Raw genomic sequence first — 25,729 nt, 5'->3', positions numbered from 1 at the left:
CCATGAGCTTTAACACCCTGATCGACTGGAATGGTTGTAATAAGGAAGAGCAGCAGGCGCTGCTGATGCGTCCGGCGATTTCAGCATCCGACAGCATTACGTGCACCGTCGCGGAGATCCTGGATAACGTTAAGCAAAACGGCGACCGCGCCCTGCGTGAATACAGCGCGAAGTTTGATAAAACGGAAGTGACGGCGCTGAAAGTCACCGAAGAGGAAATAGCCGAGGCCAGCCGCCGCCTGAGCGATGAACTGAAAGCCGCGATGAACGTCGCGGTGAAAAATATCGACACCTTCCACAGCGCGCAAATTTTGCCGGGTGTGGATGTTGAAACCCAGCCGGGCGTGCGCTGCCAGCAGGTAACACGTCCTATCGCCTCGGTGGGCCTCTATATTCCGGGCGGCTCCGCGCCGCTCTTCTCGACCGTATTAATGCTGGCAACACCGGCGCGCATTGCCGGTTGCCAGAAAGTGGTGCTCTGTTCCCCGCCGCCAATTGCTGATGAAATTCTTTATGCCGCACAGCTTTGCGGCGTGAAAGAGGTGTTTAAAGTGGGTGGTGCGCAGGCCATCGCCGCGCTCGCGCTTGGTACCGAGTCAGTTCCGAAGGTGGATAAAATCTTTGGCCCTGGCAACGCTTTTGTCACTGAAGCCAAACGCCAGGTTAGCCAGCGTCTGGACGGTGCCGCTATCGATATGCCTGCCGGCCCGTCTGAAGTGCTGGTGATTGCCGACAGCGGCGCGACGCCGGACTTTATCGCTGCCGATTTACTTTCGCAGGCGGAACACGGCCCGGACTCTCAGGTGATCCTGCTGACGCCGGATGCCGACATCGCGCGTGGCGTGGCGGAAGCCGTGGAACGTCAGCTTGCTTGTCTCTCGCGTGCCGACACCGCGCGCCAGGCGCTTTCCGCCAGCCGTTTGATTGTCGCCCGCGACATTGCCCAGTGCGTGGAGATTTCCAATGCCTACGGCCCGGAGCACCTGATCATTCAGACCCGCAACGCCCGTGAACTGGTGGACAACATCACCAGCGCAGGCTCCGTTTTCCTCGGCGACTGGTCACCGGAATCAGCAGGTGATTACGCCTCCGGCACCAACCACGTGCTGCCAACCTACGGCTATACGTCGACCTGCTCCAGCCTGGGGCTGGCGGATTTCCAGAAACGGATGACCGTACAGGAACTCTCCCGCGACGGTTTCGCCTCTCTCGCCGCCACAATTGAAACCCTGGCGGCAGCCGAGCGGCTGACCGCCCACAAAAATGCCGTCACCCTGCGCGTAAACGCCCTGAAGGAGCAAGCATGAGCATTGAAGAGTTAGCCCGCGAGAATGTGCGTAATCTGACGCCTTACCAGTCCGCTCGCCGCCTGGGCGGCAAAGGCGATGTCTGGCTCAATGCCAACGAATTTCCGACGCCGGTCGAATTTCAGCTTACCGCGCAAACGCTGAACCGCTACCCGGAATGCCAGCCGAAAGCGGTGATTGAAAACTACGCCGCCTATGCAGGCGTGAAGCCGGAACAGGTGCTGGTCAGCCGCGGCGCAGATGAAGGCATCGAACTGCTGGTGCGCGCGTTTTGTGAACCGGGTAAAGACGCGATTCTTTACTGCCCGCCAACCTACGGCATGTACAGCGTGAGTGCGGAAACCATCGGCGTAGAGTGCCGCACCGTCCCGACGCTTGCAAACTGGCAACTCGACCTTCCGGCGATTGCCGACAAGCTCGACGGCGTGAAAGTGGTTTACGTTTGCAGCCCTAATAACCCCACCGGGCAACTGATTAACCCGCAGGATTTCCGCACGCTGCTGGAGATGACGCGCGGTAAAGCGCTGGTGGTTGCCGATGAAGCCTACATCGAGTTTTGCCCGCAGGCGACGCTGGCGGGCTGGCTGAGCGAATACCCGAATCTGGTGATTTTGCGCACGCTTTCCAAAGCCTTTGCCCTCGCCGGCCTTCGTTGTGGTTTTACCCTGGCGAATGAAGAGGTTATCGCCCTCCTGTTGAAAGTGATTGCCCCTTATCCGCTTTCTACACCGGTTGCCGATATCGCCGCACAGGCGCTGGCGCCACAGGGCATCACCGCGATGCGCGAACGCGTGGCGCAAATTCTGGCGGAGCGTCAGTATCTGGTGGCGAACCTTGACGGCATCCCGTGCGTGGAGCAGGTCTTCGACTCTGAAACCAATTACATTCTCGTGCGCATTAAAGCCTCCAGCGCAGTGTTTAAATCTTTGTGGGATCAGGGCATTATCTTACGAGACCAGAATAAACAACCTTCTTTAAGCGGCTGTTTGCGTATCACCATCGGCACCCGCGAAGAGAGCCAGCGCGTTATTGACGCTTTGAATGCGGAGAATGTATGACCCAGAAGTTTCTCTTTATTGACCGCGACGGCACCCTGATTGCAGAGCCGCCGAGCGATTTCCAGGTTGACCGTTTCGAGAAGCTGGAATTTGAGCCGGACGTGATCCCGACGCTGCTGACGCTGCAAAAAGCGGGCTATAAGCTGGTGATGGTCACCAATCAGGATGGGCTGGGCACGGATAGCTATCCGCAGGCCGACTTTGACGGCCCGCATAATCTGATGATGCAGATTTTCACTTCGCAAGGCGTTAACTTCGAGGATGTGCTGATTTGCCCGCACTTCCCGGCGGACGACTGCGACTGCCGCAAGCCGAAAACGAAGCTGGTCACTGCCTGGCTGGCCGATGGAGTGATGGATAAAGCCAACAGTTACGTGATTGGCGATCGCGCCACCGATATCCAGTTGGCAGAAAACATGGATATCATCGGCCTGCGCTATAACCGCGAAACGCTGAACTGGGCGACGATTGGCGAACAACTGACCCGCCGCGACCGCTACGCCCACGTTGAGCGGAAAACCAAAGAAACCCAGATCGACGTCAAAGTATGGCTGGATCGCGAAGGCGGCAGCAAAATCAGCACCGGTGTCGGTTTCTTCGACCACATGCTGGATCAAATCGCCACCCACGGCGGCTTTCGCATGGAGATTGCCGTACAGGGCGACCTGTATATCGACGATCACCACACGGTGGAAGACACCGGGCTGGCGCTGGGCGAAGCGTTGAAACTGGCGCTGGGCGACAAACGCGGCATCAACCGTTTCGGCTTTGTGCTACCGATGGACGAATGCCTGGCGCGCTGCGCGCTGGATATCTCCGGGCGTCCGCACCTCGAATATAAAGCCGAATACACCTATCAGCGCGTCGGCGACCTGAGCACCGAGATGATCGAGCACTTCTTCCGCTCGCTCTCCTACACCATGGGCGTGACGCTGCACCTGAAAACCAAAGGCAAAAACGACCACCACCGCGTGGAAAGCCTGTTCAAAGTCTTTGGCCGCACCCTGCGCCAGGCGATCCGCGTGGAAGGCGATACCCTTCCCTCCTCAAAAGGAGTGCTGTGATGAACGTCGTCATCCTTGATACCGGCTGCGCCAACCTGAACTCGGTGAAGTCCGCCATCAGTCGTCATGGTTATGACCCGGTGGTCAGCCGTGACCCGGACGTGGTGCTGCGTGCCGACAAACTGTTTCTGCCAGGTGTGGGTACCGCACAGGCGGCGATGGATCAGATCCGCGAGCGTGAACTGGTCGAGCTGATTAAAGCCTGCACCCAACCGGTGCTGGGTATTTGCCTCGGGATGCAAATCCTCGGCAGCCGCAGCGCGGAAAGCAACGGCGTCGACCTGCTGGGCATCATCGACCAGGATGTGCCAAAAATGACTGACTTCGGTCTGCCTCTGCCGCACATGGGCTGGAACCGCGTCTACCCGAAAGCGGGCGACCGACTGTTCCGGGGCATCGAAGATGGCGCGTACTTCTATTTCGTCCACAGCTACGCCATGCCGGTGAACCCGTACACTATCGCGCAGTGTCACTACGGCGAACCGTTTACCGCGGCGGTGCAGAAAGATAACTTTTACGGCGTGCAGTTTCATCCGGAACGTTCGGGTGCGGCCGGGGCGCAACTGCTGAAAAACTTCCTGGAGATGTAATGATCATTCCAGCTTTAGATTTAATTAATGGCACGGTAGTGCGTTTGCATCAGGGCGATTACGCCCAACAGCGCGATTACGGCAACGACCCGCTGCCGCGTTTACAGGATTACGCCTCTCAGGGCGCGCAAGTGCTGCACCTGGTCGATTTAACCGGCGCGAAAGACCCGGCACTGCGCCAGATCCCGTTGCTGAAACAACTGGTGGCGGGCGTGAATGTTCCGGTACAGGTTGGCGGCGGCGTGCGCAGCGAAGATGATGTGGCGGCACTGCTGGAAGCGGGCGTTGAACGTGTGGTTGTGGGCTCGACGGCGGTAAAATCCCCGGAGGTCGTCAAAGGCTGGTTTACCCGCTTTGGCGCGGAGCACCTGGTGCTGGCGCTGGACGTGCGCATCGACGAACAAGGTACAAAGCAAGTCGCGGTTAGCGGCTGGCAGGAAAACTCCGGCGTCACGCTGGAAGAACTGGTCGAAACCTATCTGCCGGTTGGCCTGCAACACGTACTGTGCACCGATATTTCGCGTGACGGCACGCTGGCGGGTTCCAATATCTCGCTGTATGAAGAAGTCTGCGCCCGCTACCCGCAGGTGGCATTTCAGTCTTCCGGCGGCATCGGCTCGCTGGCGGACATCGCCGCCCTGCGCGGCACCGGCGTGCGTGGCGTGATTGTCGGCCGCGCACTGCTGGAAGATAAATTCACCGTAACGGAGGCCATCCAATGCTGGCAAAACGGATAATCCCCTGCCTGGACGTGCGTGATGGCCAGGTCGTTAAGGGCGTGCAGTTTCGCAATCACGAAATCATCGGCGACATCGTGCCGCTGGCAAAACGCTATGCCGACGAAGGCGCAGATGAATTAGTGTTTTACGATATCACCGCCTCCAGCGATGGCCGCGTGGTTGATAAAAGCTGGGTCTCACGCGTCGCAGAAGTGATCGATATCCCCTTCTGCGTCGCCGGTGGTATCAAATCCATCGACGACGCGGCGAAGATCCTCTCTTTCGGCGCAGATAAAATTTCCATCAACTCCCCGGCGCTGGCCGACCCGGAGCTGATTACCCGCCTGGCGGATCGCTTTGGCGTGCAGTGCATCGTGGTCGGCATCGACACCTGGTTTGACGCCGACAGCGGCAAATATCACGTCAATCAATACACCGGCGACGAAAGCCGCACCCGCGTCACCCAGTGGGAAACGCTCGACTGGGTGCAGGAAGTGCAAAAGCGTGGCGCGGGGGAAATCGTCCTCAACATGATGAACCAGGACGGTGTACGTAACGGCTACGACCTGGAACAACTGAAAAAAGTCCGTGACGTCTGCCATGTTCCGCTGATTGCCTCGGGCGGCGCGGGCACGATGGAACACTTCCTCGAAGCCTTCCGTGATGCGGATGTCGATGGCGCGCTGGCCGCCTCGGTATTCCACAAGCAAATTATTAATATTGGTGAATTAAAAGCGTACCTGGCCGCACAGGGCGTGGAGATACGGGTATGTTAACTGAACAACTGGACTGGGAAAAAACCGACGGACTGATGCCCGCCATCGTACAACACGCGGTCTCCGGCGAAGTCTTAATGCTGGGCTATATGAATCAAGAGGCGCTGGCACAGACACAGTCGTCCGGGAAAGTGACGTTTTACTCGCGCACCAAAGAACGGTTGTGGACTAAAGGTGAAACCTCCGGCCACTTCCTGAACGTGGTCAGCATCACGCCCGACTGTGATAATGACACCCTGCTGGTGCTGGTTAACCCGATTGGCCCGACCTGCCACAAAGGCACCTCCAGTTGCTTCGGCGACGCCAGCCACCAGTGGCTGTTCCTCTACCAACTGGAACAACTGCTGGCCGAGCGTAAAACCGCAGACCCGGAAAGTTCTTACACCGCGCGCCTGTATGCCAGCGGCACCAAACGCATCGCGCAGAAAGTGGGTGAAGAAGGCGTTGAGACGGCGCTTGCCGCCACGGTGAAAGACCGCTTTGAGCTGACGAACGAAGCGTCGGATTTGATGTATCACCTGCTGGTGCTGTTGCAGGATCAGGAACTGGATTTAACTACGGTGATTGAGAACCTGCGGAAACGTCACCAGTAAGTTTTCATCAGGCGTAAAAAAACCGGGCGAGCCCGGTTTTTTCTTATCTGGCGTAAGCGTTATGCTTTGGCTTTATAGTTACGCAGCGCGTTGCGGCCCAGCACAACACCAGCGCCAATCATCCCGCCCAGCAGCACAGCCAGAACCAGCGTCAGGCCACGTTTCGGGCTGTCGCGACGGATTGGCAACGTTGGCTTCATCACGTAGCGATAGACGTGGATAGTTTTCGGGTCAACTTTCAGCTTTTCGATATCGAGCAGATTTTTCTTCAGCGCGTAGTAACCTGCGCCAAAAGTCAGCGGACGGCTGGCTTCATTGGCAACCATTGAGCCCAGTGCTTCAGTGCCCAGCAGGAACATGGTCTCCTGGGTCACATCTTGCGTCTGCTGAAGCTGCGGTTTAGTGACGTTACTTTTTTGCGCATATTTCAGGGATTCGGTGATCTGCTTAATACGCAGGTCTTTTTGTTCCTGAGCAACGGTTTCCTGGTTTTCCAGGTCGTCCTTAATGTTCATCACACGTAATTTGACGGTGTCATTAAGGTCAAGCTCCAGCTCGTCCGCGATTTGCTCGTCGATTTTCTGGATGTATTCGGCAATGCCACGCTGGGCGGATTGGGCGGAGTCACTGACGTAAGTTACAGTTAGAGGCAGAGACTGGCCCTTAACCGCTGGCTCAATAGTCAGTTTTTCAGGTTCTTCCTGATTATCCAGCGCTTCTGTCAAAGCGATAAAAGCAGAATTAAAGCGGTTAATGACCTGGTTTTGAACATCAGACAAGGTTACCGATGAATCCAGGGTATTTACGGCATTGTGGTAGGTCGCAATCTGTGCCGCATCGGGGCGCGTGATAGTCGCGGTTGAAGTCCACTTCTCTTTCGCCAAAAAGACATAAGCCAGAGCAATTGCTATTGCGATGATAACACACACGATGATAGTCAACTTGCCACGCCAGAGCTGCATTAACAGATCGATGAGGTCGATCTGCTCCGACTCCCTGTCATACCCGCTACGCCCATTATTATTATCTTGAATCATAAAAACCTTATGTGACATCCAAACAAAAACCCCACGAAGGCACAAGTTTACCTACCGCATCCGGAATTTCTATAGGATTTTCACCAAAAACAGAGAAACCTGAAAAGAATCAGTAAAAAGTCTGAATGCCAGTTGCGAAGGCATTCAGATTGTCAATAATTTTAGTTAATCGTTGCCAAAAAGATCGCGGGTGTAAACTTTCTCAGCAACATCTGCTAACTCTTCCGCCATCCTGTTGGAGACGATAACATCCACCTCCTGTTTGAACGCATCAAGGTCACGCACCACCCGAGAGTTGAAGAACTCATCTTCTTTCATCACCGGTTCGTACACAATCACCGTTATCCCCTTCGCCTTCAGGCGTTTCATAATGCCCTGTACGGAGGACGCACGGAAGTTATCGGAACCGCTTTTCATGATCAGCCGATAGATACCAACAACTTTCGGCTTCCGCGCCAGAATGGCATCGGCCACGAAATCTTTTCTCGTGCGGTTAGCGTCAACAATTGCCGAGATAATGTTGTTTGGTACCGACTGGTAGTTGGCCAGCAACTGCTTAGTATCTTTCGGCAGGCAATAGCCGCCGTAGCCAAATGACGGGTTGTTATAGTGATTGCCAATACGCGGGTCGAGGCATACACCTTCGATTATCTGACGAGAGTTCAGCCCCAGCGTTTCAGCGTAACTATCTAATTCATTGAAGTAAGCGACGCGCATCGCAAGGTAAGTGTTGGCAAAAAGCTTAATAGCTTCCGCTTCAGTAGAATCAGTAAATAATGTAGGAATATTCTGCTTGATTGCACCTTGCTGTAGCAGTGAGGCGAATTTTTCGGCGCGGTCAGAACGCTCCCCGATAACAATTCTGGACGGATGGAGGTTATCGTAAAGGGCTTTACCTTCACGTAAGAATTCTGGTGAAAAAATGAGATTCTTGATTCCCAGTTTCTCTTTTATCGACTGTGTAAACCCAACGGGAATGGTCGATTTAATGATCATTACAGCATGGGGGTTAATATCAGTAACATCACGAATGACGGACTCTACACTAGAAGTATTGAAATAATTAGTTTTAGGATCATAATCAGTCGGTGTCGCAATTATGACATAGTCAGCATTCTGATAGGCATCATGCTTATCAGTGGTTGCACGAAAGTTGAGATCTTTCGTTGCCAGATACTCTTCAATCTCTTTATCGACGATAGGAGAACGCTTCTGATTAAGCATATCAACTTTAGCCTGCACGATATCAAGAGCAACCACTTCATGATTTTGCGCAATCAGAATGCCGTTCGAGAGACCTACATAACCTGTTCCTGAAATCGTTATTTTCATTAGCTCTGACTTCTATTAGTTAAACGTTTGCGGGATGACTCACCGACATAAAATACAATACCGGGTTTTTTTAACCCTTATATCTCCAGGCTGTCAAGAAATGTGTCGGTCAGAAAGGTCGAAATCCGTAGCCTGTAAACTGATTAAATTACACGTTTGCGCGGTGAACGCCCCATATTTAGTAATAAAAAAGCCCGGAAGAATGTCCCGGGCTTAAATTTTAGTTGACCATCAAATCAGACTAATCCAACCATTCGGTATGGAATACACCTTCTTTATCAGTACGCTTATACGTATGCGCACCGAAGTAGTCACGCTGAGCCTGAATCAGGTTAGCCGGCAACACCGCTGAACGGTAGCTGTCGTAATAGGCAACCGCTGCGCCAAATGTCGGAACCGGGATACCATTTTGTACAGCGTAGGCAACCACGTCACGCAATGCCTGCTGATACTCATCAGCGATATTTTTAAAGTACGGCGCCAGGAGCAGGTTAGCAATGCCCGCATTTTCCGCATAGGCATCAGTAATTTTCTGCAGGAATTGCGCACGAATGATACAACCGGCACGGAAGATCTTAGCGATTTCACCGTAGTTCAGATCCCAGTTGTATTCATCAGACGCGGCACGAAGCTGAGAGAAGCCCTGCGCGTAAGAAACGATTTTACCGAGGTACAGCGCACGGCGTACTTTCTCAACGAAAGCTGCTTTGTCGCCAGCCAGCTCCGCTTTCGGGCCAGAAAGCACTTTAGAGGCAGCAACACGCTGATCTTTCAGAGAGGAGATGTAACGCGCAAATACGGACTCGGTGATCAGAGACAGCGGTTCGCCGAGATCCAGAGAGCTCTGGCTGGTCCACTTACCGGTACCTTTGTTTGCCGCTTCATCCAGGATCACATCCACCAGGTAGTTACCGTCTTCATCTTTTTTGGTGAAGATGTCTTTGGTGATGTCGATCAGGTAGCTACTCAGCTCGCCTTCGTTCCACTCGGTGAAGGTTTTCGCCAACTCGTCGTTTGACAGGTTCAGGCCACCTTTCAGCAGAGAGTACGCTTCTGCGATCAGCTGCATATCGCCGTATTCGATACCGTTGTGAACCATTTTCACATAATGGCCAGCACCATCAGCACCAATGTAGGTCACGCACGGCTCACCATCTTCTGCAACCGCAGCAATTTTGGTCAGAATTGGGGCAACCAGTTCATAGGCTTCTTTCTGACCACCAGGCATAATGGATGGGCCTTTCAGAGCGCCCTCTTCACCACCGGAAACACCGGTACCGATGAAGTTGAAACCTTCAGCAGACAGCTCACGGTTACGACGAATAGTGTCCTGGAAGAAGGTGTTACCACCATCAATGATGATGTCGCCTTTATCGAGATACGGTTTCAGGGAATCAATCGCGGCATCAGTGCCTGCGCCTGCTTTCACCATCAACAGGATACGACGAGGTGTTTCAAGAGATTCGACGAACTCCTGTACCGTGTAGTAAGGAACCAGTTTTTTGCCTGGATTTTCGGCAACAACTTCTTCAGTTTTTTCACGGGAGCGGTTAAAGATGGAGACGGTATAACCACGGCTTTCGATGTTGAGCGCCAGGTTGCGCCCCATCACTGCCATACCGACTACGCCGATCTGTTGCTTAGACATTATGTACTCCTGTCAGGTGTGGTCACCACGGTTATGCCGTGGCTAAAATGTATTGAGATATTAACCCAAGAATAACAAACGTGTGTAGTCAATAAATGTGCTTATATTTCAGTGTTGACATGGCGTAGAAGAGCAAGATGAGCGTTAATTGAGCAAATTTTATTTCGTTTTATTATGCTTTTTATAGGCTTTCACCAAGTAAAAACTAAAATAATAAGCAGATTTAAATAGACTATATTTAAGATAGTCTCGATAAAACCCCCATTGGGACTTAAGAATTTTTAACTTGTTCGACGAGAGAGATTCATGCCCCTCTCTGTAATACGCAAGTACATCATTAAGGCACCAGGCATAGTCTATTTTTTCTAAAATTAGTAACCACAGAGCCATGTCTTGTCGTTTGCGGATGACTGGCATATATATTTTCCCAAGAAGTTCCGTATCGTATATAGCTGTTAAACAACCGATTACATTCGACTTAAGTAGATCGGAATAACACGTACGCATTGGAGGATAGATACTCCCCTTAAGATTATTATTACCGTCAATTTTCCGATACGCGGTATAAGTCAATGCATACTTATTGTCAAGCATAAACTTTATCTGCTTTTGCAGTTTTTTTGGATGCCATTCATCGTCACTATCCAAAAAAGCAATATATCTTCCACTTGCATGATATATTGAGTTATTCCTTGCTACTCCTGCGCCTCCATTTTCATTAAGTACAAATACTTTAATTCTTTCGTCCATTTCAGCATAATTTTTCAGGAGTGAAAGCGTATCGTCAGAAGATTTATCATCAGTAACAAGCAACTCCCAGTTATCATACGATTGTGCAATTATCGAATCAATACTGCGTCTAATTGTCTTTGAACTATTATAAGAAGGCATGATAATTGAAACAAGAGGTCTAAGTCGCATAAAATCTCACAAAAATATTTTACGGAAGTTTTTTACACAAAAAGCAATAAAAACTATAGGTGCTTGATAAAAGGGATAAACTCTTTTAAAACATATCCATCTAGTCAGTAATGCATACCGTGACTTCAAGGACTTACCTGAGGAAATACGGGGATGAATGCATAATGTCAAAGGAACATGATATCCAGCATTTTTTTTATCTTTTAACTTATTTATTATATTGGATAAATATACTGGCTCATCACAACAATATAACTTCTTCCCTGCACCCATATCCTCAGGGAAATTTACACCCCGGCATATGTCCATATTAACCGCGACCTCAATAGTCCCGACCTTCATTATACTAAATTTTGAGTGTCTGATAACAGTTTGAGGATATTGCTTCAGATTAATACCATTTTCATCTATGACGTTATATGTAAGAAAGGCGGCATCTGGGTTTTCTTCAAAAGAGGAAATTACCTTTGCCAAAGAACCTGGAACATATTGTATATCGTCATCACAGAATAAAGCATAAGGTGTGGTACAAGAATTGATACCAATATTTCGACTCGAGGTGACACCAACAGTGTTACTATATAATATTCTGGATCCATATGATTTTGAAAGGGATTGTAAATATTTTTTTATATCACCATCACAATGTCCTTGAACAATAATTATTGTATAACACGCAATGTCTACCGAGTCGAGTACGCTCTTTAGCCCGTAAACTCTGCTAGCTAAAGTGGATATCAGAATCGTAAGCTTCACATTATTTTCCCTTAGTATAATAGTAAGCCGCCCTCAAAATAACTTTATTATATAATTTACTTTTGAAGCAATAAAAAATAAAAGTAAACGCATTTATTTTTTTCTTAAGTAACAAATGTGAGAAAACACATGACTTACGAAGTTTCAATATTTTTGATTTTGCTTTTTTACTATTAAATTTACTTTTTAAAAAATAACCATCCCGCGTGATAGATTTAAAATATCTGGAACGACGGTACATTAATCGAGCATACATTTTCAAACATTTTCTACCAGAGATTGTAACTCCAGAAGTACGTCTGTATTTGACTAAAGGCTCCTCATAAAAGATAACTTTACCGATAAGCGCACCACGAAGACTAAGAGACTTATCTTCGCTAAAAGCAACTACCGCCAGAGAAAAATCGGAGATCAACTTGGTACGATATGCGGCCGAAGCGCCAAGCACACCAGCCTCATCATAGAGGCAACTTGTAATAGATATACCACCTAACCTCATATTTCTTTTATTGATAGTGTATCCATAATCACTACCCAGGCTGTTCCCAGCATCATCAATATCATACGTTGCGCTAAAACAAGCAGACACCTCATTGTTATCAAAAATTCTTTTAGTGACGGAAACTCTGTTAGCTAGTGATATATCATCACCAGCTTGAGTAATAAAAAAATCACCCACTACATATTGTAATGCCCTATTAAAGTTACCAACAATACCTATATTTACCTTATTTTCAAGAAAGATTACCTCAATATTATCCTTAATATTTTGCTTCAATACTTCTCGGATAATTATGTTCGTACCATCTGTACTCCCATCGTCACAAATTACTAAACGAAAATTATCGCAGTCCTGCTCAATCGCAGATTGTATTGACTCTCGGATAGTATCTGCTTGATTAAAACTAATAATAATAAAAGTACAAGTCATATCATTCATCTTTTAACCGCCAATACATTAAGAGCGGCCATAATGATAAAAATTGGTATCATAGCAAAACAAATATAATGCAGAAAGTATTTCAATGTTAAAATCTCAGCAAGAGAACGATTTACTGGATAAAAAGAAAAGAAAGAGATCGCAAGACTCGTAAATAAAATATGTCCATATTTTTTCATTCGCTCAAAACAATACATTTGAAGCCAAAATATTAATGCGCAAATGATAGGCGAAACGATCATTCCTGCCCAACCAAAGAAAGACCATGCATCACCAACGATAAACGTATTAACATTCACTAACGTTGCATTCCCCCAATAGTATGGAATGAAATCAATCACTCGTATATTAGGTGGTAGAATAGCTACACTATCTAGAGAGGAAAAATAGAAGTTATAAAAAAATCCATCAGTAGTAGGCGAAAGGAATTCTAGCATGTAATACATCCCTTGATTTTGCCCAAATATGACACGATCAAAAATACTTACGAATGAATCAAAAGGATTATCACTTCCAGTGATGAACACTACACACAAAGTTAATCCAGCAATCAATATAATACTAAAGGCCAATACCTTTATGTTAACCTTGTGATAATATACATAAATCAACAACATATTAATTAACATTAGAAAAACAGGTGCTTTTTGCAAATCTAAAGTGAGTGATATTGCACAGGCCATAAAGGCGATAATAAATTGTATAATGCAGATTCTGAATCTTAGAAAGATGATGAAATAGTAGTAAACGCAAACAATAGAAAAGCTTTTGAATACAGCACCGATATATGGAAAATCGATATTGTTCTCTTTTAACTGCGTCATTTGCCTGAGTCTTGCCGCCTGCAAAAGATCACCTTGCAATGCTGCAAAAAGAGGTGTCAACTTATAGAATGCGATCATGCGTAAGACAAGATAGCATAGCGACAATACAAATAGTACAGTCACTACAGTTTTCTCACGAATATCAATTCCATTATTTCTGGTATTGCTTTTACGACTAAATATAAACGGGACTAGTAAAATAAGTATCGAATATACTGTAAACAAAGTTATTAAGATTGAAGTTTGTAAGGAAATCCCTTCAAATCGAGGGCTGACGGTCAGAAAAAAAGGAGCAAAAATTACACCACTTAAAGTGCCAAACAAAAGCGTGTATACAAGATACGCATGATATTCAACCGGTTGTTTTTTTATTAGCCTTATTATAATTAGACTTATTACAACTAATGAAAAAAAAGCAAAAACACCATAAAAATACAGCATTAAAAGTTCCTTAATATATGCTCGCGTATTTTTTAAACATATTTATTAAAACCAAATCTAACCGCAACAAAATATAAAATATACGTGGCAGCATAAGCATAGTTGGCCCCCTCTATTCCATAATAATGTATGCACAAGTAAGAAACCAAAACAAAAATGAAAGCGAATGAAAGCTCAATTACTATAAATAGCTTAGTCATACCTTTTGCGAGTAGTACGTACGAATATAGCCATGCAAGCACTTTTATTACATCACCCACTAACTGAATTAAAAAAAGACGTCTAGCCTCTTTAAATTCTTCGGTAAACAGTACCTGTATGATAATATCTTTTAGAATAAATATTATAATCGCCATTAAGACTACAAGCGGGAAAACAAACATCAAATTATTTCTTACTTCCTTTTCAATTAATTTTTTGTCTGTAAGCTTTGAAATGGTCGGGAGATAATAAGTAGCTAAAGCCATAGTAATTATAGCAAGGTAGGCTTCAGATATTTTCCAAACCGCCTGCCATTCTCCCGTATCTTGCCAGCCACAATCGGCTATCATTATTTTCCGAATAAATACTAAGGCTGCAGGTAAAGCAAACGCACTAACTAACGCCATGAGCACATAATTTTTTATATCAATAAAATGATGTTTTTCAATCCGTCCCCATAGCAAAGTCACTTTTAGCCATCTCTGCTTTAATGACAAAAATATTATAACAACTCCAATTACTCCCAACTGTATTGAGGTTGCAATCAACGCACCTAAAATCCCTAACTTAAATGTTAGTACAATCATTACCAGACTTGAGACGAATACGGATGCAAAACCTATAGCTATATATTGCTTGTAATGCTGAAAACCATTTATGACAGAAGTTATAAATGTACCTATCCCACTTAAAGGTAATAACAACGAAATTACTATAATAAAATTCTTGTATTTGCTTTCTGAAAAAAGATACATGGATATATCTTCGGAAAACATTACAGTTAGGGGGATAATAATACTACATAATGCTAACAGCCAAACAAGCCCTGCTCGCCACCAATATGCACACATCGATATACCTTGAGCACTTTTTTCGGAGGTATATTTTACAATGCCTGGGCCTACAGGGGAGTTTGTTATTCCTGTTAATATACTAGCAATTCCTTGCAACTGTCCTATTACTGCCAAGCCTCCAGGGCCGGCATATATAGCAACAACTTTACCAATTGCAAACCCAGCCCCCATTTTGAAAAGAGTCAACAATCCAGTGAAAAAGGAAACGCTTACTATCTTCCTCATGGCTTAAATTCATTTATTGCAGTAATTACTTTATCAATTTGTTGCTTCTCTAAAGTAGGGTCCATCGGTATTGAAAGTACTTGCTCATGAATTTCCTCGGTAACAGGGAATTTAAACGTATTATATTCAGCATACGCTTCCTGCTTATGAGGAGGTAATGGGTAGTGTATTAAAGTACTAATCCCATTAGTCTGAAGATGCTGTTGCAAAAGAGACCTGTGCTTCGTCTTAATAACAAATAAATGCCAAACATGCGCATTTTCTCCGCCTTTTATTGAAGGCAGGGTTACAAAACTATTAGTAATTTCATCTAAATATCTATTTGCAATCTCACGCCTACGCTTTGTGTCCTCGTCAAGATATTTTAATTTTACACTAAGTATGGCAGCTTGTATTTCATCTAAACGACTATTAACACCCACATAGATATTTTTATATTTCTCTTTGGAACCATAATTTCGCAGCGCCATCAAAGCATCAGCTAATTCATCATCGTTAGTTGCTATCGCACCAGCATCCCCCATAGCACCTAGGTTTTTACCTGGGTAAAACGAGAAACCAGCAGCGTGTCCCCAGGCCCCGGCTTTAATACCATTCAAAGAACTACCATGAGATTGCGCAGCATCTTCCAAAATTAAAAGATTATTTTTTTCCGCAAATTTTACTATTTCAGCCATTTCACAGATCTGCCCATAGAGATGGACCGGTAAAATGGCCTTCACTCTCGTATCATAAACAGACTCAATAGATGTTACATTTATATTGAATGTATATGGATCTGGTTCACAAAAGATTGGTATTAAATTATTCTCTGATATGGCCAGCACAGAAGCAATATATGTATTAGCAGGGACAATTACACCATCACCATCTTTAAGTTTACCCTGAAGTTTCCATGCCTTTAATACTAAGTTCAATGCATCTAATCCATTAGCAACACCAATTACATGTTTAACATTACAGTATGCAGCAAAATCTTTTTCAAAATTTTTCAGCTCTTCTCCGAGAATATACCAGCCGGATTCAATGACACGCTTGCATGCAACTTCAATCTCTGAACTTAATCGAGAATTGATTTTTTTTAAATTTAGAAACTCAATCATCTTTGTTAACTCTTTTAATGAAAATAGCTGGATTACCAAAAACTAAAGTATACGGTTCAACATCCTTTGTAACTACCGCCCCTGCACCGACCATAGCTCCCTCGCCAATAGTGATCCCCGGGAGAATGGTAGCATTAGCGCCTATTGAAGCCCTACTTTCAATTATAATCTTGGTATATTCGGAAGGATAGTGTTTTGATTTTGGATATTTATCATTACAAAAAGTCGCATTTGGGCCAATAAACACATCGTCATGGACAGTAATTTCGTCCCATAAGAATACACCACTTTTTACAGTCACTCTATCGCCTAAAATAACTTTATTTTCAATTAGGCTATGAGCACAAATATTACAATCTCGACCAATAATGGCTCCCGGCATGATGACTGCATATTGCCATATTCTTGTTCCATCACCAATCTGAGTGCTTTTAACATCACTTAATTCATGAATCATCATAGTTCGGAAACCAATTTTAAAAAATCATCATAATTACGAATATAATCGTTTTCATCATAGTGGGAGTCAGCTAATACTACCAAAACACAATCGTCTGAGAAATCATACATCTCTCTCCAGATTAATGAATCAAGCAATAAACCTTGTGCTGGGTTATCTAATACAACTTCCACCCTTTCCTTTCCATCGTCTAATACAAATCGACATGTTCCTTTTAAAGCAATTACTAATTGCTTAAGTTTTTTATGAGCATGGAATCCTCTACGCGTGTCATTTCTAGTGTCATACATGTAGTACACACGTTTAATTGAGAATGGGATATTATTGGTTTCTTCAAGCGATACGAGATTACCTCTATCATCACCATGTGTTTGTAATGGTATAATATTAATATTCATTATTGCCTCTGAGACCGTTTAATAATTTGAAGAGGTATTTTCCATAATCATTTTTCTTTAACAGTTCACCTCTCAAAGCTAACTCTTCGTCTGATACCCATCCATTTCTCCATGCAATTTCTTCTGGGCAGGCCACCATCATCCCTTGACGTTTTTGCACAGTTTCAACGAAGCTACTAGCTTCAATAAGACTGTCATGAGTACCTGTATCCAACCATGCAAAGCCGCGTCCAAGCAATTCAACCCTCAATAAGCCTTTAGATAAGTAGAATTCATTTATTGATGTTATTTCTAACTCACCTCGTGCTGATGGTTGTATTTGCTTTGCTACATCTATAACTGTATTATCGTAAAAATAAAGTCCGGTGACAGCCCAACTGGATTTCGGTTCCGTAGGCTTCTCTTCAATACTGATTGCAGTATGGTTTTTATCAAATTCTACAACACCAAATCTTTCAGGATCCATTACCTGATAACCAAATACTGTTGCTCCTCTAACACCAATTGCCGCAGATTTAAGTTTGGGTGTGAAACCTTGGCCATAAAATATATTATCCCCCAGAACCAAACACACTGAATCTTTGCCAATGAATTTTTCACCAATAATAAATGCCTGGGCTAATCCATCAGGTGATGGTTGAACTGCATATTCAATACTGACTCCTAAATGGCTGCCATTACCTAATATGCGTATAAATCCTGCCTGATCTTCTGGAGTTGTAATAATTAGTATCTCATTTATGCCTGCTAGCATAAGTACCGATAAAGGGTAATAAATCATTGGCTTATCATATATAGGCAACAATTGCTTCGAGATACCCAAAGTAATCGGATAGAGTCTAGTGCCAGAACCACCAGCCAATATAATTCCTTTCATTTAACTATCCTCTCTTGCTCACGCCAATAGCTTCCATTTTGTACTCGTGTATACCACGGTTTATTATTTAAATACCACTGGATTGTTTTTTTAATACCACTCTCGAACGTCTCTTTGGGTTTCCACATCAGCTCTGCTTCAATCTTATCCGCATTTATAGCGTAACGACGATCATGTCCAGGTCGATCTGCTACAAAAGTAATTTGCTCTCGATAAGATTTTTCTTTTGGAACCAGTTCATCCAGTATGTCACAAATTGTCTCGACTACTTCTAGATTACGTTTTTCGTTATGTCCGCCGATATTGTAGGTACTTCCAATCTTACCATAATTAACTACTGTATATAAGGCGTTAGCATGATCCTCTACATACAGCCAATCTCGGATCTGATCGCCTTTACCATAAATTGGTAACTCCATCCCTTGTAAAGCATTTATTATTACGAGAGGAATCAGTTTTTCGGGAAAATGATAAGGTCCATAGTTATTTGAACAATTAGTTACGATTGTTGGTAGACCATAAGTTCTCATCCAAGACCTGACAAGGTGATCGCTAGATGCTTTTGACGCGGAATAAGGGCTACTAGGTGAATATGCCGTAGACTCTGTGAATAAAGGAAGATTAGTTCTTTCTTGACTATCATCAGGATGAAGAAGATCTCCATAGACTTCATCGGTTGAGATGTGATGAAACCGAAATTTCATTTTTTTTTCTTCATATAGTTGTGACCAGTACGCTCGCGCAGATTCCAACAAAACATATGTTCCCACTATGTTTGTTTGAATGAACGCTGCAGGACCAGTGATCGAACGATCGACATGGCTTTCTGCGGCCAGATGCATTACCACATCAGGCTTATGATGTTCAAAAATAGCATTGAGTGAACCTGCATCACAAATATCTGCTTGTTCAAAGTGATACCTAGAACTGTTAGAAACCTCGCTAAGTGAATCTAAATTTCCCGCGTAGGTTAATTTATCAACATTCACAACTGAATCTTCAGTATTGTTTATGATGTGTCGTACTAAAGCAGACCCAATAAATCCTGCTCCACCAGTAACAAGTATTTTCACGCTTCTATTCCGCTTTATTAAAACTTACTTTGAGCACCTGAAAAATGGTTTAATTGATGAGTAAAACTCACGCTACCGCCCCTGGCTCTACAGCTACCAGTGCACTAGAAAAACAGTTTTAAATGCATGCATGTGGCACAAAATTTAGATTCTACTGTCACAAGCTGTACAACGATTCTCTTTTTCAAGAGAATCGTTGTACAGGTAAACTAATCTAAATCATACGAGCCAAATTATTAAACATAAGCAATAGTTCACTATAAAACCTACAACTGAGTGTTTACCAAGTATGGTCAAGACAATCTAATGCCTTGATCAATCAAAAATTTTAGTTGTCAAGCAACTTTTCAATCCCTTTACGGAACTTCGCCCCTTCTTTCAGGTTACGAAGCCCGTACTGGACAAACGCCTGCATATATCCCATTTTCTTACCGCAGTCGTAGCTGTCGCCGCTCATCAGCATCGCGTCAACGGACTGTTTTTTCGCCAGCTCGGCGATAGCATCCGTCAACTGAATACGCCCCCAGGCACCCGGCGCGGTTTTTTCCAGTTCGGCCCAGATATCAGCAGAAAGAACATAGCGTCCCACGGCCATCAAGTCGGAATCCAGGGTTTGCGGTTGATCCGGTTTTTCGATGAACTCAACGATACGGCTCACCTTACCTTCGACTGTCAGCGGCTCTTTGGTCTGGATAACGGAGTATTCAGAGAGATCGCCCGGCATACGTTTCGCCAGCACCTGGCTACGCCCCGTTTCGTTGAAACGTGCCACCATTGCAGCAAGATTATAACGCAGTGGATCAGCGGTCGCCCCGTCAAGAATGATATCAGGCAGCACAACCACAAACGGATTATCTCCAACGATTGGGCGTGCACATAAAATTGAATGCCCGAGGCCCAGCGGCTGTGCCTGACGCACGTTCATGATGGTTACGCCCGGTGGGCAAATAGACTGAACTTCCGCCAGTAGCTGACGTTTAACGCGTTGCTCCAGCAGGGCTTCCAGTTCGTAGGAGGTGTCGAAGTGGTTTTCCACAGCATTCTTCGAAGCATGCGTAACGAGAACGATCTCTTTGATGCCCGCGGCGACGATTTCGTCGACGATATACTGAATCATCGGCTTATCTACAATCGGTAGCATTTCTTTAGGAATCGCTTTAGTGGCTGGCAGCATGTGCATGCCCAATCCTGCTACCGGGATAACTGCTTTCAAGTTCATTATAATATCGTCCACCTATAAGTAGTTGATGAAGTATAGACTTTCACAATGTGATAGTCAGCATTTCCTTCGCTTATCCTTGAGTGCCCAAAAGCATCTGGGACACGAATTTTACTACTACACTTCATCATCTCGCTATGTAGTCTCAGAAGATTCGGAAAGTGTCTTCATCGAGCGATTTTCACGTCCTCTTTCCGAATTTTCGCAACACTGCAAATTTTCGGGGAATTACTCGCTAACGAAAGTGATATCGTCCTTCTTATCGTGAACGAACTCGTACTTAAGCGTGCGATCCAAACCTTGAGAGAGTGAATACGGCGCGACAAAACCAGATGAATGGACTTTCGAAGCATCGAACTGCGTAGTTGCACAGAATTTTTTAACACGTACAGAGCTGATCGCAAATTTTTTGCCCGTGACCTTGCTCAGGATATCGAAGCAATATCCACCCAACATCCCCAATGCATAAGGCAAATGGGTGGACGGAATCTTTTTATTAAGGCTTTTTTCAACTTCTGAAACGAGTTCGTTCATGCTCAGATCTGGCTTGTCAACGTAGTTGTAAACTTCATAACCAGCATTCACATTCAGCAGCTTGTATTTTATGAACTCGACAATATTGCCAACATAAGCCATTGATTTATAGTTTGTCCCAGCACCAACCATCGCAAACTTACCACCTGCGATTTGTTTCAGTAAATTATAGACATTGCCGCGGTTACGCTCACCAAAGATAACGGTTGGACGAACGATTGTCAGGGAACGATCGGTTGGTGACTTATTAAACCATTCGCGTAAAACTTCCTCAGCCTGCCACTTGCTTTTACCATAGTGGTTAAAAGGAGCGTGAGGATGATTTTCGTCTGGGTTAGTCTTGTTCAAACCATACACTGCGACAGAACTAGTAAAGATGATGTTTTTGACACCATTTTTTTCCATTGCAGCAAGCACATTTTTTGTGCCCTGTACATTGACATCGTAGTAGAGCGAAACAGGGCTGACATCATCACGGTGCTCTGCAGCAAGCAGTACAACAGTATCGTAACCGGTCAATGCAGCGTCCAGAGACTCCTGATTACGAACATCACCAAGTTCAGTGATTTCAGGATGGAAGTGACTTTGTTGCTTATCGAGATTCTTTATTGAAAACTCGTTTTTAGCTGTCTCGATGAGTCGAGTTCCTACGAAACCAGATGCGCCAATAAAGCAAACTTTGTTGTTCATAATCATTTAATAAGTTTGATGCTATATGAATGTAGATAGATACCATCCCTGGGGAGAGACTATCGCCGGTGGACACAACGCTCATGACGGATTATAAGCTTTTGGCACGCGATATCCAGTAAGAAATTGGCAGGCATCCAGATGGACTTAGGCATGTCGGCATGCCCAATAGTCATCTCTTAGGTAGCGCAAAATTTAGACGCTCCGAATTTATAACCTCCTGATCTAAAAGGTCAATATCAACTGATTGCTCACCTTTTTCATTTGTTGCATTGACTGAGGCTAACGAAAGAAGTGTATCTTTTCGCGCCATGAACTTGCCACGAACATCTTTTCTCAGATCGAAATTTAATGTCAAAGCAGGCCCTCTTGTTGCATCCTGTATAATGTTGATATTACGCAGAAAAAGATGCTGTGGCTTGTTGTGAAGTTCAAGAGATGCTTGCTGTAGGTCGAGGTTAGTGAGCGACACAAACGACGGCGCATTGCCCGATGAGATCTGTATCCCCCGCAGCTTTTGCGTTAATTGGCGATTATCCATCCGCACATTATTTACTCTGAAATTCTGCGGTATCGACAGATATTTCCCTTTGATAACACCATAGCCAATTAACATACCCGCGCTATTAACCATGTCGACATTATCAATAACGAAGTTATCACATCCATATATTGCTACCGTTGCGTTATCAATTCCCGCTTTTTTGCTGTATGCCGGGGTGATATTTCTGGCTTTGATATTACGGATAATAAAGTGTTTTCCGTTTTCCACATGCACCAACTGGCGGCAATGGCTGCCGGTTATATTGGCGACGACAAAGTTCTTTACCGCCTGGTGCTCCGGGTAGTCGTTATCGTAAGTGCTTCCTGCCAGGCCAATACCAATCCCCCAGTTCGTCTTTCCATTGGTACAGTCGATATGGTCGATAACGTGATCGGATATCAGGATATTCTTGTCGTTAATCGCGACGTTCCACTCAATTGCGTCTCCCTGCAGATAGCTAAACTGACTGTCAGTGATTTTCACGCCATCGAGTTGATTATGAAATCCCTGCCGCAGGATACCGTAGTTTGCTTTCGTGACGGTGATACCGGTAATGGTTAAATTACGCATCATCCGCTTTTGTTTACCACCGATATAAATCTGCGTTACCGGGCCATATCCGCTCATCGTCAGACCTTCAATCGTGCAGTCAGAACCACGCACATCGAGCATAATATTGTTGAGGCTCCCCTGCCCCACCACTTTGCAGCCGTCCTGTAGCGCGAAACGTCCCCGACCACTACCTTTCAGGGCACCATTAACCTGTAACGTTTTTCCTGGCGGCATAATAATGCCGGTATTGATATTGTCGCAAACCACGCCTTTCGGCACTTCTATAATGTCAGCATCAGCGAAAGCCTGGCGGAATGCGCGTATCCAGTCCCCTCCCACCAGATAATTACGAATATCGACGGAGGTATTGCGCCCCAGCGCAAACGCGCCGGGGCTATGTAGCAGGGATGTCGCGGCAAGGGCAGAGCCTGCCGTTAAGAAATTTCGTCGGGAGATACGTTGTTTATCCATGCAACCTCATTAGCAAAGGGTTTGCAGCAGGCTGGCAAGCTGACGGTTGATCACCTGCTGGTTGAAATCGGTTTCGACTTTTTCGCGGGCACGCCTGAGCACCGGGCGCAGCGTCTGTTCATCGAGATGGCGCAGTTCGCTCAATTTCCCCGCCAGCGCCGGGGCATCGTTTTCAGCCACCAGCCAGCCGGAGGCATTTGCCTCAATCAGTTCAGGAATGCCGCTGTGTTCGGTCGACAGCACCGGAATACCGACCGCCATCGCTTCCATCAGCGCGACAGGGATGCCTTCCATATCGCCATCCGCGCCAGTAATAGAGGGGAGCAGAAAAATATCCGCCTCATCCAGCATCGCTTTGACCTCGTGGCTGGGCTTGAAGCCTGGCATCTCCACGTAGCCCTCCAGTTGATACTGTTCGATAAGCGTCCGCAGGCGTCGTTCCCACGGGCCAATGCCGAGGATGCGATAATGAAATGCCACACCGCGCTCTTTAAGCTGGCGGCAGGCTTCTATCGCTACATGCAGCCCTTTTTTCTCGGTCAGGCGGGCGACGGAGATAATTTGCAGGGTCTCACCGGGCGCTTTGGTTGGGCGCAGGGCGAAACGTTCCATATTCACGCCCATTCTTGAGACGACGATTTTTGCCCTCGGGCAGCCCATTCCCTGCAAGCGTTTTGCCCATAAATCACTGATGGGCAGCATCAGATCGCCGCGGTGGAACAGTTGTTGGTACTCCGGGGTGTAGTGGTTCAGCACGTCCCGGCTGGAGATATCGATGCCGTGAAAGACGGTGGCAATTTTACCGCGAATAACGCCTAACTCGCGCAATTTCGCGGCGGTTACGCCTGCCGGCCCGAAGTGAGCGATAAACACGTCCGCGCTGAATGGCCGTGCGTTATTGCCACAAATGGCGGAGAGGATCAGATTGCGCGCCTCATGACCATAGCGCTTCATATTCAGCGCCTGCCAGGTGGCCGGGCGATGTAATCCACGCAGGGTGCTAACGGCGCGATAGCGAAATTTTGCCCCGGCGCCTGAAGGTTCATCCTGCAACCAGCGGGTTTTCTCCGCCAGGTTGTACTGGGTATATGCCGCATGGGTATTGGTCATATCACCCTTTTGCAGGGCGATAATCTCCACATCGTGACCCATTTCGATAAAAGCCACAATCTGGTTAAGCACGAAGGTCTCAGACGAGAGCGGAAATTTCAGTAAGAAGAACCCAACCTTCATTTCCCCTCCCCGATACGCGTTAATACCGACTCGACCATCGCAAGCCCCGCCGCGCGTTCGCGCGCCACCGCTTCATTCAGGCGTGGTACCAGCGTGGAAAGCTGGCCCAGCGTATCTGCCGCCATCGCTTCCAGATCGCCGTTGAGCAGATGGCGAATATCCACTGCCATCTCTGGCATGCCAAGCTGCTGCATAATGCCTGCTGATTTGTGTTCGTAGTTAATCGCAATGGCCGGTGTACCGAAGTTCATCGAGATGATCGCCGAGTGAAGACGCGTACCGACCGTCAGGTCGCAGGCGCCCAGCAGTTTGCCCATTTCCAGATCGTTGAGTTCGTCCATCACCACGTGGTAGCGCGACGGATCCTGAATATATTTACGCAGGTTAAGTGCCACCATGCGGTCATCTTTGTTGTAGCTATCGATACCCGTACAGGTAGACAACGCCATCACCTGCCAGCCGCTGGCGATAATGCGGTTTACCACGCCCGCAAAAGCTTTTTCATAGGCTTCCTGCGTGGTGCCGAGGCGCTTGTCGAACGGTGCCAGTTCGCGCAGAGTAATCGCGACGGTATTCTGCTGTTTCGCGATATTAAGCCAGTGCGCAACGGCATAACTTGCCTCGAAGCTCGCATCGTGATGATCCACAAGCCAGGCCGTATCGACACCCTTTTCAACTTTGGAAGTGTCGATATCGCTGCGTTTCATCAGGTCGAGACTGACGGACTCACGCAGGAACAGCGCGTCGCAGTGGCCAAAAACGTAGTTCGCCATCTGATTAAACGCTGGCGCCTGGAATGGGCCGACGCTATGGCCAACCATGTAAATCGGTTTTTTCGCCATAAAGGTACAGAGCGCATGCTCAAACTGGGTCACGCCATATAAATCAACGAAGAAAGAGCCCCCGACCTGAATAATCGCGTCATACCCTGACAGCAGGCGCACAAAATCGGTAAAGCCCTGGGCTATGGCGATATTGCGCAGCTTGCCGCTATCGGTGACGCGAGAGAGCAACACCTGGTGCTGGTAGCGTCGGCGCAGCACTTTTTTTACTCGCCCGACCATTCCCGGCGCGTTGTTGTGTTCTTTCATCTGCAAATAGAGCGGGTCGCCCATCACCGGGCGATTCAATAGCCAGGAGGAGCTCACCGGGTAGCGGCTCATCACATCCACTTCAGCATCAGGCGAGAGCGTGTTGATGGCATCTAAAAGCCCGCGCAGAATGGCGCTATCGCCACGGTTGCCGCAGGTGTGGTTGCCAAGAATCAATAATTTCATAATGACCTCAAA

25 protein-coding genes are annotated in these 25,729 nt (G+C 46.4%); 7 read left to right on the top strand and 18 right to left on the bottom strand.

Going from position 1 to position 25,729, the window contains the following annotated elements:
- Nucleotides 1–2: 2 nt before the first annotated feature.
- Genes hisD through hisIE form a run of 7 tightly spaced genes read left to right on the top strand, consistent with a single transcriptional unit; the run spans nucleotide 3 to nucleotide 6,107 of the window.
- Nucleotides 3–1,307, top strand: coding sequence for a histidinol dehydrogenase (gene hisD, locus VSR74_RS15410; protein ID WP_347795527.1), 1,305 nt, complete (start codon nucleotides 3–5; stop codon nucleotides 1,305–1,307).
- Complete coding sequence (hisC, locus tag VSR74_RS15405) at nucleotides 1,304–2,365, top strand: histidinol-phosphate transaminase (protein ID WP_347795526.1); 1,062 nt, start codon at nucleotides 1,304–1,306, stop codon at nucleotides 2,363–2,365. Before hisD ends, hisC begins: the two co-directional genes overlap by 4 nt.
- Entirely contained in the window at nucleotides 2,362–3,429 is a 1,068-nt protein-coding gene (hisB, locus tag VSR74_RS15400) for a bifunctional histidinol-phosphatase/imidazoleglycerol-phosphate dehydratase HisB (RefSeq protein ID WP_347795525.1), read from the top strand. Before hisC ends, hisB begins: the two co-directional genes overlap by 4 nt.
- Nucleotides 3,429–4,019, top strand: a complete 591-nt coding sequence (gene hisH, locus VSR74_RS15395; RefSeq protein ID WP_347795524.1) for an imidazole glycerol phosphate synthase subunit HisH — start codon at nucleotides 3,429–3,431, stop codon at nucleotides 4,017–4,019. The genes hisB and hisH overlap by 1 nt, the downstream gene beginning before the upstream one ends.
- Complete coding sequence (gene hisA, locus VSR74_RS15390; protein WP_347795523.1) at nucleotides 4,019–4,756, top strand: 1-(5-phosphoribosyl)-5-[(5-phosphoribosylamino)methylideneamino]imidazole-4-carboxamide isomerase; 738 nt, start codon at nucleotides 4,019–4,021, stop codon at nucleotides 4,754–4,756. The genes hisH and hisA overlap by 1 nt, the downstream gene beginning before the upstream one ends.
- Nucleotides 4,738–5,514, top strand: a complete 777-nt coding sequence (gene hisF, locus VSR74_RS15385) for an imidazole glycerol phosphate synthase subunit HisF (protein WP_347795522.1) — start codon at nucleotides 4,738–4,740, stop codon at nucleotides 5,512–5,514. The genes hisA and hisF overlap by 19 nt, the downstream gene beginning before the upstream one ends.
- A complete protein-coding gene (gene hisIE / locus VSR74_RS15380) occupies nucleotides 5,508–6,107 on the top strand; it encodes a bifunctional phosphoribosyl-AMP cyclohydrolase/phosphoribosyl-ATP diphosphatase HisIE (protein ID WP_347795521.1) in 600 nt (199 codons plus the stop codon). The genes hisF and hisIE overlap by 7 nt, the downstream gene beginning before the upstream one ends.
- 59 nt (nucleotides 6,108–6,166) lie before the next feature.
- Here the strand turns inward: hisIE and wzzB are convergent, their stop codons facing one another.
- From wzzB to wcaK, 18 genes are all read right to left on the bottom strand, one after another.
- On the bottom strand, nucleotides 6,167–7,141 hold the full coding sequence (wzzB, locus tag VSR74_RS15375; protein ID WP_347795619.1) for an LPS O-antigen chain length determinant protein WzzB: 975 nt from the start codon (nucleotides 7,139–7,141) through the stop codon (nucleotides 6,167–6,169).
- A gap of 168 nt (nucleotides 7,142–7,309) precedes the next feature.
- The gene (gene ugd, locus VSR74_RS15370; RefSeq protein WP_347795520.1) at nucleotides 7,310–8,476 is read right to left on the bottom strand and encodes a UDP-glucose 6-dehydrogenase; all 1,167 of its coding nucleotides are present in this window, start codon (nucleotides 8,474–8,476) and stop codon (nucleotides 7,310–7,312) included.
- Between the two features lie 241 nt (nucleotides 8,477–8,717).
- A complete protein-coding gene (gndA, locus tag VSR74_RS15365) occupies nucleotides 8,718–10,124 on the bottom strand; it encodes an NADP-dependent phosphogluconate dehydrogenase (RefSeq protein ID WP_001572820.1) in 1,407 nt (468 codons plus the stop codon).
- Nucleotides 10,125–10,283: 159 nt separating this feature from the next.
- On the bottom strand, nucleotides 10,284–11,045 hold the full coding sequence (locus VSR74_RS15360) for a glycosyltransferase family 2 protein (protein ID WP_347795519.1): 762 nt from the start codon (nucleotides 11,043–11,045) through the stop codon (nucleotides 10,284–10,286).
- A 6-nt stretch (nucleotides 11,046–11,051) separates the two neighbouring features.
- Complete coding sequence (locus VSR74_RS15355; protein WP_347795518.1) at nucleotides 11,052–11,801, bottom strand: glycosyltransferase family 2 protein; 750 nt, start codon at nucleotides 11,799–11,801, stop codon at nucleotides 11,052–11,054.
- A gap of 1 nt (nucleotide 11,802) precedes the next feature.
- The gene (locus VSR74_RS15350) at nucleotides 11,803–12,741 is read right to left on the bottom strand and encodes a glycosyltransferase (RefSeq protein WP_347795517.1); all 939 of its coding nucleotides are present in this window, start codon (nucleotides 12,739–12,741) and stop codon (nucleotides 11,803–11,805) included.
- Nucleotides 12,738–14,006, bottom strand: a complete 1,269-nt coding sequence (locus VSR74_RS15345) for a hypothetical protein (protein ID WP_347795516.1) — start codon at nucleotides 14,004–14,006, stop codon at nucleotides 12,738–12,740. Before VSR74_RS15345 ends, VSR74_RS15350 begins: the two co-directional genes overlap by 4 nt.
- 32 nt (nucleotides 14,007–14,038) lie before the next feature.
- Nucleotides 14,039–15,286: an O-antigen translocase gene (locus VSR74_RS15340; RefSeq protein ID WP_347795515.1), complete on the bottom strand. Its 1,248-nt coding sequence runs from the start codon at nucleotides 15,284–15,286 to the stop codon at nucleotides 14,039–14,041.
- Nucleotides 15,283–16,389 carry a DegT/DnrJ/EryC1/StrS family aminotransferase gene (locus tag VSR74_RS15335; RefSeq protein WP_347795514.1) on the bottom strand — a complete coding sequence of 369 codons (1,107 nt, stop codon included), beginning with the start codon at nucleotides 16,387–16,389 and terminating at the stop codon, nucleotides 15,283–15,285. Before VSR74_RS15335 ends, VSR74_RS15340 begins: the two co-directional genes overlap by 4 nt.
- Complete coding sequence (locus VSR74_RS15330; RefSeq protein WP_347795513.1) at nucleotides 16,382–16,849, bottom strand: acyltransferase; 468 nt, start codon at nucleotides 16,847–16,849, stop codon at nucleotides 16,382–16,384. Before VSR74_RS15330 ends, VSR74_RS15335 begins: the two co-directional genes overlap by 8 nt.
- Nucleotides 16,846–17,247 carry a sugar 3,4-ketoisomerase gene (locus tag VSR74_RS15325; protein ID WP_347795512.1) on the bottom strand — a complete coding sequence of 134 codons (402 nt, stop codon included), beginning with the start codon at nucleotides 17,245–17,247 and terminating at the stop codon, nucleotides 16,846–16,848. The genes VSR74_RS15330 and VSR74_RS15325 overlap by 4 nt, the downstream gene beginning before the upstream one ends.
- A complete protein-coding gene (rfbA, locus tag VSR74_RS15320; RefSeq protein ID WP_347795511.1) occupies nucleotides 17,237–18,124 on the bottom strand; it encodes a glucose-1-phosphate thymidylyltransferase RfbA in 888 nt (295 codons plus the stop codon). The genes VSR74_RS15325 and rfbA overlap by 11 nt, the downstream gene beginning before the upstream one ends.
- The gene (rfbB, locus tag VSR74_RS15315) at nucleotides 18,121–19,197 is read right to left on the bottom strand and encodes a dTDP-glucose 4,6-dehydratase (RefSeq protein ID WP_347795510.1); all 1,077 of its coding nucleotides are present in this window, start codon (nucleotides 19,195–19,197) and stop codon (nucleotides 18,121–18,123) included. The genes rfbA and rfbB overlap by 4 nt, the downstream gene beginning before the upstream one ends.
- 328 nt (nucleotides 19,198–19,525) lie before the next feature.
- Nucleotides 19,526–20,419, bottom strand: a complete 894-nt coding sequence (gene galF, locus VSR74_RS15310) for a GalU regulator GalF (RefSeq protein WP_347795618.1) — start codon at nucleotides 20,417–20,419, stop codon at nucleotides 19,526–19,528.
- 225 nt (nucleotides 20,420–20,644) lie between these two features.
- Nucleotides 20,645–21,640, bottom strand: coding sequence for an NAD-dependent epimerase/dehydratase family protein (locus tag VSR74_RS15305; protein ID WP_347795509.1), 996 nt, complete (start codon nucleotides 21,638–21,640; stop codon nucleotides 20,645–20,647).
- Nucleotides 21,641–21,812: 172 nt separating this feature from the next.
- Nucleotides 21,813–23,207: a colanic acid biosynthesis protein WcaM gene (wcaM, locus tag VSR74_RS15300; protein ID WP_347795508.1), complete on the bottom strand. Its 1,395-nt coding sequence runs from the start codon at nucleotides 23,205–23,207 to the stop codon at nucleotides 21,813–21,815.
- A gap of 9 nt (nucleotides 23,208–23,216) precedes the next feature.
- Nucleotides 23,217–24,440, bottom strand: coding sequence for a colanic acid biosynthesis glycosyltransferase WcaL (wcaL, locus tag VSR74_RS15295; protein WP_347795507.1), 1,224 nt, complete (start codon nucleotides 24,438–24,440; stop codon nucleotides 23,217–23,219).
- On the bottom strand, nucleotides 24,437–25,717 hold the full coding sequence (gene wcaK, locus VSR74_RS15290; RefSeq protein ID WP_347795506.1) for a colanic acid biosynthesis pyruvyl transferase WcaK: 1,281 nt from the start codon (nucleotides 25,715–25,717) through the stop codon (nucleotides 24,437–24,439). Before wcaK ends, wcaL begins: the two co-directional genes overlap by 4 nt.
- Nucleotides 25,718–25,729 lie beyond the last annotated feature (12 nt).

The sequence above is a fragment of the Pseudocitrobacter cyperus genome (genome assembly GCF_039889165.1).
GTDB lineage: Bacteria > Pseudomonadota > Gammaproteobacteria > Enterobacterales > Enterobacteriaceae > Pseudocitrobacter > Pseudocitrobacter cyperus.
Note: the sequence above shows the minus strand (reverse complement) of the source record. Positions and strands in the feature narration are given on the sequence as shown.